Raw genomic sequence first — 14,140 nt, 5'->3', positions numbered from 1 at the left:
ACTCTTCCCGATGAAGTTTCACTGGTTGTCTTCCCCGTTATCCCACGGTAAGGCCTTCCTCACATGGTTTAATTTAGTCAGTATAGGAAAGCAATTAGCAAGGAAAAAGGCAAAATCAAAAATATTGCTTCTTTGTACCTTTTTCGTGCTGTTTAAATAGCTTAATAGCATGATACCCCAATTACCAAGAAGGCTTTATTCACTTTTTGTTTCTGCCTTCAGCCCTTCCAGAAACAGGGTTTGGGTTGGGTATGCAAACTCAATCCCTTCTGCTTCAAATTTTTCATGAATGATAAAATTAATAGCCTGATGAATATCCATATAGTCATTATAATCTGATGACAGAACATAATAAACATACTCAAAATCCAACGAAAAGTTGCCGTAAGCAAGAAAGTGCGCACGATCAAACCGAGTTTTTTCCTGAGCTTCTATTGCTTCCCGCAAAATCACAGGGATCTTTTTTAACTTCTCTCTGCTTGTCTGGTAAATCACCCCTAGCTTGATTGAAATACGCCGTTCGTACATACGACCATAGTTTCGTATGCGGCCATTCAACAAATCTGTATTGGAAAAAACAATTTGCTCGCCAGACAGGCTGCGAATTCTTGTGGTTTTGAGGCCAATATTTTCAACCGTGCCCATATAATCGCCAACAATAATGAAATCGCCAACAACAAAGGTTTTATCCAGCACAATAGAAAGCGAAGAAAACAGGTCACCTAAAATATTTTGCACAGCAAGGGCAATGGCAATACCACCAATGCCAAGGCCTGCAACAAGCGCTGTAATATCAAAGCCGATATTATCGAGGATCAGCAGTAAAACACCCGCCCATATAACGCCAATTAAAATAACCCGTACCGCACCCAGCGTGCTAACAGCACCGGGGTTAATCGTGATTTGCTGTTCGCGGTACCGCGCGGCCCAGCCATTTAAAATACCCACACACCAAAGGCCTATCTGGATAAAAAATATCGCAAGGGTAATGATGCGAAGATTATCTGCAATAACCGGGGGAAGTGTTAAACCGCGCACACCAATGTAAATGGACAGCAGGAGTATCGTGAGCTTTTTAGTGTTTTGAAGAGCCTCAACTAACGATGAACCCCAGCCTTCTGGATCCCTTACAATAGTTTCCCTGAATTTACGCAGGCCCGTTTCTTTAATAAGGGCTAAAACCACGAATAATAAAAGGCCAATGCCAAAGGCAGCAGCCCATTCAAGCAGAGTGTTTTTATACACTTCCATTTCGATTAGGTCTTGCCAGCTCATATTACTAAATAACACGCTCACTCCGTATAGGTTTTTCAACTATGTGCTCTATAAGCATAGTCACTCTCGGGCGGGCATGTCACCCTTAAATAACAAGCGAGAGCACTGGACAGTGAAGGCTATCCGGCATAGTTTCTAATAAGGAATACAGAGGATACACATGGTGGCTAAAGCTTTTGAAACAGACATAACCCTTATAGGCGGCGGCATGGCAGGCATGACAGCCGCAATCGGTCTTGCAGACCATGGTTTTACAGTTACGCTTGTGGACCAGGCCCCCAAGGGCGACCTAACTGCTGTTTCCTATGATGGCCGCTCCAGTGCCCTTGCTTATGCATCATGCCAACTGCTTGATGCCATTGGGGTTTGGCCGCATATGGCACCCTACGCACAGCCCATTCTGGAAATTCGGGTCTCAGACGGGCCGTCCCTGATGCATTTGCACTTCGACCATGAAACACTGGGTGATGGCCCACTTGGGCATATGGTTGAAAACCGACACACACGATTAGCGCTTTTTGCCCGCATGGCAGAACTAAGAAATATTCAGTTTCTGGCACCAGAGCATGTAAGCCTTATTGAACGCAGTAAAACAGGGGCCAAGGTTACGCTTAATAGCGGCAAAACCATTCAGTCAAAGCTTGTTATTGGGGCAGACGGCAAAAACAGTATTGTACGCGCCCATGCCTGCATTCCGGTTTCGACCATTCCCTATGCCCAGCACGGTATTGTGTGTTCTATTGAGCATGAATTTAGCCACTGCGGCATAGCACACGAACGTTTTTTGCCCTCAGGGCCTTTTGCCATTCTGCCGCTTACCGGCAATAGGTCATCGCTGGTATGGACAGAAAAAAGCCACCTAGTTGAGACCATAATGGGCCTGCCTGACAGGGCTTTTACCGCAGAAATTGCGCGCCGCACGGGTGATTTTCTGGGCGATATTAAGGTGATTGGCGGCAGGTGGGCATATCCGCTTAGCCTGCAGTATGCCGCGCGCTACACCGATGACTGCCTTGCTCTTATCGGCGATGCCGCCCACAGCATTCACCCCATATCGGGGCAGGGCCTGAACTTGGGCATCAAGGATATTGCAGCGCTTATCGAAGTATTAGCCGAAGCTCGTCGTGTTGGGCTGGATATTGGTAATTCTAGCGTTCTGGAACGTTACGGGCAGTGGCGCACCACCGATAATGCCTCTGTTTATGCCATTACCGACATTTTCAACCGGTTGTTTTCAAATGATATTACGCCTGTCAAGATCGCCCGGGATCTTGGCATGGCAGGCATTAACAAAATAACCCCGCTGAAAAACTTTTTCATGGCACATGCGCGCGGCACAGTGGGTGAACTGCCAAAACTCCTACGCGGGGAAAAGGTTGGCCCTTAAATGGACAAATCTCTGCAAATGGACAAATCTCTGCAACCCGCGATTTTCGACCAGCAATTAAAGCCATACAGAGCCTTAAAACCAGAGCATGTTCAAAACCTGATCTTTCTGCTGGGTGCGCTGTCTATTCTTGGCGGTATTCGGTTTTATGTGCTTGGAGCTTGGCCGGTTGCCCTTTTTCTAGTGCTGGATATCGCCGCCCTTGGCCTTGCCTTTTATGTTAACTTTCGGCGTGCCAGACTTTCTGAAACCATTACGCTCACAGAAACAGAGCTTGTTGTGGTGCGCACCCATCCAAATGGCCGCGAGGAAAGCTGGGTGTTTGAGCCTTATTGGGTGATGCTGTCGCTCAAAAAAACAGATGCTTATTCAAGTACTTGCAAACTTTCCCTGCACAACCAATCAGTGACGATTGGCTCTTTCCTGAACGAAGACGCCCGCAAAGCTTTTTATATGGAATTACGCGACGTGCTTGATCGCTGGAAACACCGGTAACAGCACCGGGGGCTTATAAACCCAGAACATCCATCATTGAATAGCGGCCCTTTTTCTGGCTCGCCGTCCACAAGGCCGCCCGCACAGCACCGTCAGCAAACAAGGTACGGTTTTCTGCTTTATGCGACAGGGTTATGCGTTCACTGCCACTTGCAAAAATAACATCATGCTCCCCAATAACCGAACCGCCCCTGAGCGCCGAAAAGCCAATGCTGCCTTCCAGCCTTTCCCCTGTAATGCCCTCACGGGCTGGTGTGCGCAGTGTGCCAAGCGTTGTGCCACGCCCTTCCGCAGCAGATTCCCCGAGCATAACAGCAGTACCAGACGGTGCATCAACCTTATGTCGGTGGTGCATTTCAACTATTTCAATGTCCCAGTCAGTGCCAAGTGTTGCTGCCACCTGTTTGGTTAAGGCTTTTAGCAAATTCACCCCCAGCGAATAGTTTCCAGCCTGCACAATAACAACTTCCTCAGCCGCAATATCAAGCGACTGGTTGTCCGTGTCAGAAAAACCTGTGGTGCCGACAACAAGAGCTGTTTTATGCTCTGCTGCCAGTACAGCATGTGCCGCCGTATTACCGGGCGGAGTAAAGTCGATAACCACATCGGCGGCCTCAAAAACACTGTTACTGTCTGGGGTAATGATAACTTCGGTTCCCGGGATACACGTGCCTACCTTTGGGTGTGTTACCGCCTCAGAACCAGCAACCAGCACAAGGCCATCAGTTTTAGACACAACCTCAATAATAGCCTGACCCATTCTGCCAAGGCAGCCAACAACACCAACTTTCAAGCTCAGCGACATTTTTTGTATCCCGTTTAAAACCTTGCTTCTTGCTAGCATGCAACCTGCTCAAATGAAAAGAACAAGATCGTTTCTCTACCGTTTTTCTGGCCAATCTGGCTCACATTGCAGGCCATACCCCCTAAATACGGTATTTTTCACGGCATATTTTTTGCTTATCAACTTAATGTTAAGAATTTCAATGCTTTAGTAATAGATACAATTTTAACTAAATTGTTATTATTTTATACTGAGATGTAGTCTGGGGGAGTGGCAGTGCCAAGTAGTAAGGCGAGTATTATTAAAAAAGCACCAAAACAGAAACGTTCGAAAGCTAGGCGTGAAGAAATTTTAAAGGCCGCAAACAACCTTGTAACTTTTGCTGCAAGTTCTGCTTTTCCAAACCTTGATACGGTAACAACTACGATAATTGCGCAAGAAGCAAACATCCCAGTTGGCTCGGTGTATCAATATTTTACAGACCGCAATGATATTTTGTTAGCGCTTTATACCCATGCGTATGACGATATAGAGAAGTCTGTTTCCACCGCCCTTGAAGCCCTTAAACCATGTGAAGATTTTAAAACCATCATTCATATACTGCTCACCAAGTTCTGGGAAACCGCCAATACACATGCCTCGTTCAAGCTCTTAACACGCTGGTCCAACAGTCAAGGCTCTGTACGGGACAAAACCCCCGATGAAGTAGGGGGGCTGGGCACTATTATTGAGCGCACCCTTGCCCTATCGTCGGTAGAGATCGGCAATGACCGCTACAACGCTGTGGTGAAAACTGTAACTGTTGCCATTTCTGTGCTGGTAGATCAGGCCATTGAAGAAAACAACAAAACAAAAGCCAAACAGCTTATCGACGAGCTAACCATTTTGATTAGCTCGTATATTGGATATTATAAAACTACGGAGAGATAATCAGCGCAGTTTTATACAGACAGACGATGCCTTAATCTTTTAGATCTTCCCAAAGGTCTTTCACCTTCGCAAAAAAACCTTCTGAGCGCGGTGAAACCTGATCACCACCTTCTGCCGCAAACTCTTCAAGCAGCTCACGCTGACGTTTGGTCATGTTTTCAGGTGTTTCTACCACAGTTTCAATGATCATATCACCCGTAAAGCCACCATTCAGCTCAGGCATACCCTTGCCGCGCAAGCGGAACTGGCGGCCAGACTGAGTGCCTTCTGGAATTTTCACCCGCGCACGCTTGCCTTCAATGGTTGGTACATCAATATGCCCGCCAAGTGCCGCTGTTGACATAGGAATAGGCACCTGACAGTAAAGCATGTCTGCATCGCGTTTGAAAAACGGGTGCGGTTTGATTGACAGGAAAATATAGAGGTCGCCCGCAGGTGCGCCGCGCGTGCCAGCTTCGCCTTCACCGGTGAGGCGAATACGGGTGCCTTCCTCAACACCTTGCGGGATTTTCACCTGCAAGGTTTTTTCCTTGTTTACCCGGCCTGCACCCCGGCAACTTTTGCACGGGTTTGCTATAATACTACCTGTTCCATGGCATTTAGGACATGTACGCTCCACCATGAAAAAGCCCTGATTAGCACGCACCTTACCATGCCCACCGCACGTATCGCACACTTCAGGTTTTGAACCCGGTTCAGCGCCAGACCCACCACACGGATCACACGCAACCGACGTTGGAATTGTTATCTTGTCCGTTTTCCCGAGAAACGCGTCTTCAAGAGTGATTTCAAGATTAAAGCGCATATCGCTGCCACGACCGGCTTGCGGGCCACCACGACGCCTGCGGCCACCGCCGCCGCCCATGAAGTCACCAAAAAATTCTTCAAAGACATCTGAAAAATCAAAGCCACCAGCACCCGCGCCGCCACCCGCGCCGCCCATGCCATTCTCAAAAGCAGCATGGCCATAACGATCATAAGCAGCCCGCTTGTTTGGGTCCTTCAGAACGTCGTAGGCCTCGCCTATTTCCTTGAATTTTTTTTCTGCTTCCTGGTCCCCCGGATTGCGGTCCGGGTGGTGTTGCATGGCAGCCTTTCTGAACGCTTTTTTCAGCGCGGCCTCGTCTGCACCTTTCCCTACACCAAGAAGCTCGTAATAATCCGCTTTAGACATTGTTGGTTCCCTGCTTTATTCAAGCCCTCACTGATGATGAAACGCCGCCCCCAAATCGTTTTTGGAAGCGGCGCCCATTATAGCAGTGTCAGGCAACCATCCTTATTTCTTGTCGTTATCGTCTACTTCTTCGAAGTCGACATCAACAACATCGTCGCCGTCTTCAGCAGCTTTTGCCGCCGCATCAGCCTGCTGTGCATCTGTTTGGCCCGCCGCTTCTTCTTGGCTTGCTTTATAAATTTGCTCGCCGAGTTTCATAGAGGCTTCTGTTAAGGCCTGTGTTTTAGCTGTAATAACTTCAGCGTCATCACCTTCAAGGGCCGTTTTCAGATCAGCAATTGCTGTTTCAATGGCTTTCTTGTCATCAGCGCCGATTTTATCACCGTGTTCTTCAAGGTTTTTCTCAGCTGAGTGCATGAGAGCTTCGCCCTGATTTTTCGCTTCAACCGCAGCACGGCGCTTTTTATCTGCTTCTGCATTCGCTTCAGCATCTTTCACCATATTATCGATATCGGCATCAGAAAGACCACCAGACGCTTGAATGCGAATTTGTTGCTCTTTGCCTGTACCTTTATCTTTGGCAGATACATTCACAATGCCGTTCGCATCAATATCAAAGCCAACCTCAATTTGAGGTACGCCGCGCGGTGCTGGCGGAATACCCACCAAATCAAACTGCCCAAGGAGCTTATTATCGGCTGCCATCTCGCGTTCACCCTGGAACACCCGAATAGTAACCGCGCCCTGATTGTCTTCCGCTGTTGAAAAGACCTGTGCTTTTTTCGTTGGTATTGTTGTGTTGCGCTCAATAAGGCGTGTAAACACCCCGCCCAGCGTTTCAATACCAAGTGAAAGCGGCGTCACATCAAGAAGCAGAACATCTTTCACATCGCCTTGCAGAACACCAGCCTGAATAGCAGCACCCATTGCCACAACTTCATCAGGGTTCACGCCCTTATGGGGTTCGCGGCCAAAGAACTCTTTAACCACTTCCTGAATTTTAGGCATACGGGTTTGACCGCCCACGAGCACTACATCGTGAATTTCGCCAGCAGTTAGGCCCGCATCCTTAAGCGCTTTTTTACAAGGCTCAAGCGTGCGTTTCACCAGATCTTCAACAAGGCTCTCAAGTTTGGAGCGTGTCAATTTGATCTGAAGGTGCTTAGGACCAGAAGCATCAGCCGTGATAAACGGCAGGTTCACTTCTGTTTGCTGCGAAGAAGAAAGCTCGATTTTCGCTTTTTCTGCAGCTTCTTTCAGGCGCTGAAGCGCCATCTTGTCTTTCCGCAGGTCAACTGTATTTTCTTTTTTGAACTCATCCGCCAAATAATCAACAAGGCGCATGTCAAAGTCTTCCCCGCCGAGGAACGTATCCCCGTTTGTGGACTTCACTTCAAACACACCGTCGCCAATTTCAAGGACAGATACGTCGAATGTACCGCCGCCAAGGTCAAACACAGCGATCGTATGGCCTTCTTCTTTATCAAGACCGTAGGCAAGAGCTGCGGCTGTTGGCTCGTTGATAATACGCAGAACTTCAAGGCCAGCGATTTTACCGGCATCTTTGGTTGCCTGACGCTGCGCATCGTTGAAATACGCAGGCACAGTAATAACAGCCTGATCAACAGTTTCGCCGAGATAGCCTTCTGCGGTTTCCTTCATTTTCTGCAAGATCATAGCAGAAATCTGGCTAGGCGAATATTTCTCACCTTTGGCTTCAACCCACGCATCACCGTTATCAGCTTTGATGATGTCGTAAGGAACCATGCCTTTATCTTTTTGCGTTGTTGGATCATCAAAGGTGCGGCCAATAAGGCGCTTGATAGCAAAAAGAGTGTCCGTTGGGTTGGTTACAGCCTGACGTTTTGCTGCCTGACCAACGAGGCGCTCGCCGTCGCCTGTAAACCCAACAATAGAAGGTGTTGTACGTGCACCCTCAGAGTTTTCAATTACTTTTGGTTTAGAGCCGTCCATGATAGATACACAAGAGTTTGTTGTACCCAAATCAATACCAATTACTTTACCCATTTTATACCTCTTCCCGTTTCAGCCGACCGCTTAAGGCCCATCAGGCACCTTCATGCAGCCTCTAGGGCTTGGATTAATATTTATTACCATATGATAGATAACGTTTCCGTTACTTATCGCTTCACGGCCTATATAGGGGTGCCAACCCCACCTCGCAAGGGTTAGCTCGCATAAAAATAAAGAATCTTGGGATTGAATTTCCTGAGCAGATCGCCATTTGGGGAGGATATTTGCAGAAAAACCGTTCGTAAAAGTAAAACAGCATTGCCAACAATCCCCTCCCGCCCGTAAAGTCAGGCACCACGGCCAGTATTCAACAAAAAGAAAAAGCACCTCATGACAGACAAGACCGCGACACCCGTAAAGAGCACAGAAGCCAAAGAAGATGGCGGCCTATACGCCCTTCTTAAAGACCTGATTTCTATTGTTTTCTTTTATCTTTTGTTCACAACCTTTGCGTGGGGCGCGTTTCATATTCCCTCCGGCAGCATGGAGCCCACCCTAGAGGTAGGCGACAGGATCTTCGTATCAAAACTGGCTTACGGTTATAATAGATACTCCTTTCCATTTGACCCAAGCTTCCTTCCCGAAAGCCGGTTTCTGGCAGATACCCCAGAACGCGGCGATATTGCCGTTTTTACCCTGCCTTATAAAAACGGTGATGATTTCATAAAACGTGTGATCGGCATGCCCGGTGACACCATACAAATGAAAGAGGGCCGCCTTTATATTAACAGTGAAATCGTCCCGCGCGATTTCATTCGTGAAGTAAATTACACCAGTTATGATGGCTATGACCGCCGGGTACGCGAATATGAAGAAACCCTGCCGGGCGGCTTGAAGCACCGTATTTACGAGCGCACAGACAGCGGTGCCCTTGATAACACCCCGCTCTATGTGGTGCCGCTCGGGCATTATTTCATGATGGGCGATAACCGCGATGGCAGCGCCGACAGCCGGGTAATGAATGATATGGGTTTCGTGAAATATGCCTATCTGGTAGGCCGCGCCAGCATAACAACCTTCAGCCTATATAACTGTGATCAGGGCAAGGATATTTTCTGCCCCGCTGGCATTCCGCTTGGAAGGTTTTTCAATAGCCTGAACTAGGTATCAAGGATGCGTGCGAATGAGGGAAACTTCTTCTCAAATAGTTCGATGTCACTGCGGCAGTGTAGAGTTTGAAGTAACCTTAACGGACGGGTTAAACACGGCAAGGCGCTGTACCTGCTCTATCTGCCGTATGCGGGGTGCGATAGCTGTTTCAGCCGAGCTTGATTCTATCTCTTTCCTTAAAGGGGCTGACAAGCTGGCGCTTTATCAGTTTAACACCAAAACCGCGAAACACTATTTTTGCTCTGTATGCGGTATTTACACCCACCACCAGCGCCGGTCTAACCCTAACCAGTATGGCATTAATGTTGCCTGCCTTGAGGGTGTTAGCCCCTTTGACTTTGAAGAAGTGCACGTGCTGGACGGCATAAACCACCCTCGTGACACAGAGGACGGCCCCAAAGAAAAAATCTTCGGTATTTTAAAGTTTATAAAAACCCCAGATTAGCTACAGCACCTAAAAGCAAAGGCATATAATATTACCTGCTTGCAATGCCACCTAAAAGGTTTTGAATGGTGTAAACTAAGCATTAGCGCCGCCGTCAACCAGCAGCGTTGTGCCTGTTATTTGTGCTGCGGCGCCTGAGGCCAGATACAAGATAGCCGCTGCGATATCGTGCACTTCGGTTAATCTACCCGTTGGGCTACGGGCATGCCAATCCTGTATGTTTGCATTCTGTTCAGCGGCCTCTTTTTCAAGCATGGGGGTCAGAACATCCCCTGGGCAAACAGCATTAACGGTCACGCCGTCAGCAGCATAGTCTTTTGCCATGGTTTTTGTCAGCATGATTAGGCCGCTCTTGCTCACGCAGTAAGCTACCGCACGCTTGCCAGCATTTATCCCCCAGTCAGACGAAATATTTATGATACGGCCTCGGGTTTTCTTTAAATGCGGAATGGCTGCTCGGCTCAGGTAAAAAGGTACATCCAGATTAACAGACATCGTGTTTCGCCATAGCCGGTCTGATGTTTCTTCTGCATTTGCCCGCTCGAGAATCCCTGCATTATTAACAAGAGCATCAAGCCTGCCAAATTGCTTTAAACAGGCCTCGACCAAAAGATTACAAGCGTGCGGGCCATCAAGGTCACTGATAAAGGGGTGAAGAACATTGGGGTGTTGTTTTGCCAGACCATCAAGTGCCGACTGGTTACGGCCTGCCGCCGCAACACTATATCCTGCTTCGGCAAAAGCGATCGCTGCAGCCTTGCCAATACCTGAACTGGCACCCGTAATTAAAACCACTTTCGTCACTATTTGCTCCGTAGTGAAATATTGCTCTGGCATAGCTAAAGCCGTTTCACAAGCTGTCTCGCCGTTGCTGTGTCAGCTGTTCCAGATAGGGTTATCCAGCTTCTTTATAAAGTCGGCGTGGGCGGCCAGTTCTTCATCGCTAACTGGAAATTGCCGGCGCTCCCGCACCTTTTTCTCTACTGAAACCAGTGTTGATGTTGCAATAGAAAGGTCCATGCCGCCCTGCCTGCCACCTTGTAGTTCTATATAAACTTCAGACAGGATTTCAGCATCCATAAGGGCGCCGTGCAAGGTGCGGTGTGAATTATTAATCCCAAACCGTTTACAAAGCGCATCAAGACTGTTGGCGGCACCGGGGAATTTGGTGCGTGCAATAGCAAGCGTATCGATAAAGCGTTTTGGGTGAATAATCGGCCTTGCCGCGTTCTCCAGTTCCCAGTTAATAAACTTCATATCAAACTCGGCATTGTGCGCAACAAGGGTAGCATCTGTGCCCACATACTCGAGAAATTCGTCCATAATATCAGAAAACACTGGCTTGCCTGCCAGAAACTCAGTTGAAAGCCCGTGAATCCGGAATGCACTTTCAGGCATTTCGCGCTCAGGGTTAACATAACAATGATAATGGTTACCTGTCAGCGACTTATCAATCATTTCAACAAGGCCGATTTCAACCAGCCTGTCACCGCTCAACGGGTCAAAACCTGTAGTTTCCGTATCAAATATTAGTTCACGCACGCTCTGAAACTTCCTTCATTTCCTGAATGATTTCTGCAACCTGCCCCCGAGCGTGGTCAAGCCCATGCCCGGTATCAATAATATAATCTGCCCGTGCTTTTTTTTCTACATCTGGCATTTGCAAACCAAGAATATGCTCGAATTTCTCTTCTGTCATGCCGGGGCGCGCCAAAACTCGAGAGCGCTGCACATCTGCTGGTGCTGATACAACAATAACCCTGTCACAAGCTGCGTTCCCACCCGTTTCAAATAAAAGCGGTACATCAAGCACCACAAATGGCGCACCAGATGCTGCGGCTTTTTCAAAAAAGCTGGCACGGGCTTCCCCCACCATGGGGTGCATAATCGCCTCAAGCTTTTTCTTTGCAGCAGGGTTTGCAAAAACAAGGCTGCCCAGCTTGCCTCTATCCAGTACACCCTTATCAACACTGCCAGGAAAAGCCGCCTCGATTAGAGGTAAGGCCGGGCCGTTTTTTTCCTGCAGGCCGCGCACTATCTGGTCAGCATCAAACACGGGTATACCGGCATCCATAAACATGCGCGCCGTTTCGCTTTTCCCCATACCGATAGACCCCGTAAGCCCGACCACCCGCATTAGATCATTGTCTCCAATTTTTTCCGCAACGCTTCATCAAAGCCTACATCATGCCCGAACCAGACCTTAAAGGCAGCAGCCCCTTGATGCACCAACATGCCAAGGCCATCAACCGTTCTTAGGCTGCGCTGTCTTGCGGCCTTTAAAAGGCCTGTTTCAAGGGGCTTATAGACAATATCATAAATGACGGTATCTCTTGTTGCGAGAGCTAGATCAAGTTCAAGCTCTGGCTGGCCCACCATGCCTAAAGTTGTGGTATTTATAACAAGGCCCGATGCAGCAACCGCGCCGTGCCTGTCTTCCCAGTCAACCACTGTCAAGCGGCCACGGCCTACTTCTTTCGCGATTATTTCTGCTTTCTCGCGAGTTCTGTTTGTGATCATCAAAACCGGTAAACTTTCATTCAGAAGCCCCAGAACCGCCGCCCTCGCTGCACCGCCCGCGCCTAGAATAAGCGCTGGTAAATCACGCGGCCAGCCGGGCACTGTATTGCGCAAATGGGTAATAAGGCCGATACCATCCGTATTAAAGCCGGTTAGCGTGCCGTCTGCCTCTATTCGAACAGTATTAACCGCCCCCATTTGGCGCGCAAGCGGCGCTACCTTGTCCATAAACGGTAAAATATCTGTTTTATGGGGTACTGTAACATTAAAGCCCGATAAGCCTGCAGCCTTTGCTTTTTCGATGAAAGCCTCTAACCCACCAACGGGTACATCATGGGCTTCATAACAGCCATCAATGCCTTTCTGTTCCATCCAGTGATTGTGAATGAGGGGGGAAAGAGACTGTGAAATAGGGTGCCCGATAACAGCGGCTTTTTCCTGTTTTATCATCATATAGCCAGTATCCCGTGCCTGCGTAGAAAATCAAGAAGCGGTAACAATGGTAACCCAAGTACCGTGAAATGGCTGCCTTCAATACGGGTAAAAAGCTGAGACCCCAAGCCCTCAATTTGATAACAACCAACACTCCATAAGGCATCATCTGCCATTTTACCGAGATACATATCAATAAAATCTTCGCTTATGGGGCGCATATGCATTTTTACACTATCAATCGATCGCCAAATTGCCTGCCCGTTCTGATATACAACAGCCGCGGATATAAGCTGGTGCGTATGCCCGGAAAGGGCAGATAATGTTTTTTTTGCCTCTGCTAAAGTAGTTGCTTTTGAAAAAACCTGACCACTTAGCTCCAGAATTTGATCCGCGCCCAAAACAAAAGCGTCAGGCTTTAGCATAGAAACCGACCTGGCTTTTACCTCAGCAAGAGCATCTGCCATATCGCGAGGTGGCAAGCCTTCCGCCAGCAACGTTTCTTTCAAGCCTTCTTCATCTGCCATCGGTTTTATAACGGTAAAATCTACACCCGCTGAACGCAACATTTTTGCCCGCGTAATGCTGCCAGATGCCAATATAAGTTCTGTCATTCCAGTGATTCCGCTTTAGCAAGCACTTCAACTTTTGTGGTGCCCTCAGGTAACTGTTCAAGCCACTGAGAATATTTATTGATAATAGCGGCTGCCGTTTCTTCAATCGAACGGCGGGTTACATCAATAACTGGCCAGCCACGCTTGCTGCAATACCGCCTGCATTCCCTAATTTCAGTATCTATTCGGTCGCGGTCAGTATAATCACCTTCTTCAGATTCGTTGATCGAGCGCAGCCTGTTGGTTCTAATAGCAGCCAACCGCTCAACACTTGTGGTAAGGCCAATCACAAACTTGTTTTTAAGGGAATCCAGCTCTTTTGGCATGGGACAGCCCGGTACAAAGGGAACATTCAAGGTTTTATACCCTTTATTCGCCAAATAAATGCTGGTTGGGGTTTTTGAAGAGCGCGATACACCAATAAGCACAATATCTGCCTGCTGTGCATCTTCAACCATCTGACCATCATCATGGGCCATTGTAAAATGCAGGGCATCAATACGCTGAAAATACCGCGTGTTCATTGTATGCTGACGACCGGGTTTATGCATGGCTTTTTGCCCAAAGTAAGACCCGAGTAAATTAATAACCGGGTCCAGAATAGATAGAACCGGCATATTAGAAGCCTGACAGGCCTCCTCCAGTGCTTTTCTAATTTCCCTGTTTACAAGGGTATAAAGAACAAGGCCCGGCTGTTCTTTAATATCATCCATTAGCCGGTTCATTTGCAGGGCAGACCGAACAAGCGGCCAGTAATGCTTATGAACATTTACCCCTTCAAACTGTACAAGGGCAGCAGAAATTATTGCCTCTAAAGTTTCGCCGGTTGAATCTGAGACCAGATGCAAATGAAATTCTGTTTCATCTGGCTTTAAAAAACCAGCAGCAGACGGTGTGTTTTCGTTCGGTGGAAGACTCATAGGAATAGCCTGTGGATAAC

Annotated in this window: 15 protein-coding genes; 5 read left to right on the top strand and 10 right to left on the bottom strand. The window is 48.0% G+C overall.

The features are described 5' to 3' along the window. Positions 1 to 195 precede the first annotated feature (195 nt). Entirely contained in the window at positions 196 to 1,290 is a 1,095-nt protein-coding gene (locus ICL80_RS02325; RefSeq protein WP_228073765.1) for a mechanosensitive ion channel family protein, read from the bottom strand. Positions 1,291 to 1,435: 145 nt separating this feature from the next. Here ICL80_RS02325 and ICL80_RS02320 point away from each other — a divergent pair, with 145 nt between their 5' ends. Together ICL80_RS02320 and ICL80_RS02315 are read left to right on the top strand one after the other, a co-directional pair. Next, positions 1,436 to 2,662, top strand: a complete 1,227-nt coding sequence (locus tag ICL80_RS02320; protein WP_194214523.1) for a UbiH/UbiF/VisC/COQ6 family ubiquinone biosynthesis hydroxylase — start codon at positions 1,436 to 1,438, stop codon at positions 2,660 to 2,662. Then, entirely contained in the window at positions 2,663 to 3,157 is a 495-nt protein-coding gene (locus tag ICL80_RS02315) for a DUF2244 domain-containing protein (RefSeq protein WP_194214522.1), read from the top strand. Positions 3,158 to 3,170: 13 nt separating this feature from the next. On the opposite strand, the gene dapB is transcribed toward ICL80_RS02315, so the two are convergent. Next, complete coding sequence (gene dapB, locus ICL80_RS02310; RefSeq protein WP_194214521.1) at positions 3,171 to 3,962, bottom strand: 4-hydroxy-tetrahydrodipicolinate reductase; 792 nt, start codon at positions 3,960 to 3,962, stop codon at positions 3,171 to 3,173. Between the two features lie 255 nt (positions 3,963 to 4,217). On the opposite strand from dapB, the gene ICL80_RS02305 reads away from it, so the two are divergent. After that, positions 4,218 to 4,871, top strand: a complete 654-nt coding sequence (locus ICL80_RS02305; protein ID WP_194214520.1) for a TetR/AcrR family transcriptional regulator — start codon at positions 4,218 to 4,220, stop codon at positions 4,869 to 4,871. Positions 4,872 to 4,902: 31 nt separating this feature from the next. Here the strand turns inward: ICL80_RS02305 and dnaJ are convergent, their stop codons facing one another. Beyond that, the gene (gene dnaJ / locus ICL80_RS02300; protein WP_194214518.1) at positions 4,903 to 6,045 is read right to left on the bottom strand and encodes a molecular chaperone DnaJ; all 1,143 of its coding nucleotides are present in this window, start codon (positions 6,043 to 6,045) and stop codon (positions 4,903 to 4,905) included. Positions 6,046 to 6,147: 102 nt separating this feature from the next. Beyond that, entirely contained in the window at positions 6,148 to 8,073 is a 1,926-nt protein-coding gene (gene dnaK, locus ICL80_RS02295; RefSeq protein WP_194214517.1) for a molecular chaperone DnaK, read from the bottom strand. Between the two features lie 336 nt (positions 8,074 to 8,409). Here dnaK and lepB point away from each other — a divergent pair, with 336 nt between their 5' ends. After that, the gene (lepB, locus tag ICL80_RS02290) at positions 8,410 to 9,183 is read left to right on the top strand and encodes a signal peptidase I (protein WP_194214515.1); all 774 of its coding nucleotides are present in this window, start codon (positions 8,410 to 8,412) and stop codon (positions 9,181 to 9,183) included. A gap of 19 nt (positions 9,184 to 9,202) precedes the next feature. Beyond that, the gene (locus ICL80_RS02285) at positions 9,203 to 9,634 is read left to right on the top strand and encodes a GFA family protein (RefSeq protein WP_194214514.1); all 432 of its coding nucleotides are present in this window, start codon (positions 9,203 to 9,205) and stop codon (positions 9,632 to 9,634) included. A gap of 75 nt (positions 9,635 to 9,709) precedes the next feature. Here ICL80_RS02285 and ICL80_RS02280 read toward each other — a convergent pair whose 3' ends face one another. The 6 genes from ICL80_RS02280 to ICL80_RS02255 all read right to left on the bottom strand — a co-directional run bounded on the left by ICL80_RS02280 (position 9,710) and on the right by ICL80_RS02255 (position 14,120). Then, entirely contained in the window at positions 9,710 to 10,438 is a 729-nt protein-coding gene (locus ICL80_RS02280; protein WP_194214513.1) for an SDR family NAD(P)-dependent oxidoreductase, read from the bottom strand. A 72-nt stretch (positions 10,439 to 10,510) separates the two neighbouring features. Then, positions 10,511 to 11,176 carry a DNA polymerase III subunit epsilon gene (dnaQ, locus tag ICL80_RS02275; protein ID WP_194214512.1) on the bottom strand — a complete coding sequence of 222 codons (666 nt, stop codon included), beginning with the start codon at positions 11,174 to 11,176 and terminating at the stop codon, positions 10,511 to 10,513. Beyond that, on the bottom strand, positions 11,169 to 11,771 hold the full coding sequence (gene coaE, locus ICL80_RS02270; protein ID WP_194214511.1) for a dephospho-CoA kinase: 603 nt from the start codon (positions 11,769 to 11,771) through the stop codon (positions 11,169 to 11,171). The genes dnaQ and coaE overlap by 8 nt, the downstream gene beginning before the upstream one ends. Continuing rightward, complete coding sequence (gene aroE / locus ICL80_RS02265) at positions 11,771 to 12,607, bottom strand: shikimate dehydrogenase (RefSeq protein WP_194214510.1); 837 nt, start codon at positions 12,605 to 12,607, stop codon at positions 11,771 to 11,773. The genes coaE and aroE overlap by 1 nt, the downstream gene beginning before the upstream one ends. Then, complete coding sequence (locus tag ICL80_RS02260) at positions 12,604 to 13,200, bottom strand: Maf family protein (protein WP_194214509.1); 597 nt, start codon at positions 13,198 to 13,200, stop codon at positions 12,604 to 12,606. The genes aroE and ICL80_RS02260 overlap by 4 nt, the downstream gene beginning before the upstream one ends. Continuing rightward, a complete protein-coding gene (locus ICL80_RS02255) occupies positions 13,197 to 14,120 on the bottom strand; it encodes a pyruvate, water dikinase regulatory protein (RefSeq protein ID WP_194214508.1) in 924 nt (307 codons plus the stop codon). Before ICL80_RS02255 ends, ICL80_RS02260 begins: the two co-directional genes overlap by 4 nt. Between the last annotated feature and the right edge of the window lie 20 nt (positions 14,121 to 14,140).

This window comes from Kordiimonas pumila, from assembly GCF_015240255.1.
Lineage (GTDB): Bacteria > Pseudomonadota > Alphaproteobacteria > Sphingomonadales > Kordiimonadaceae > Kordiimonas > Kordiimonas pumila.
Note: the sequence above shows the minus strand (reverse complement) of the source record. Positions and strands in the feature narration are given on the sequence as shown.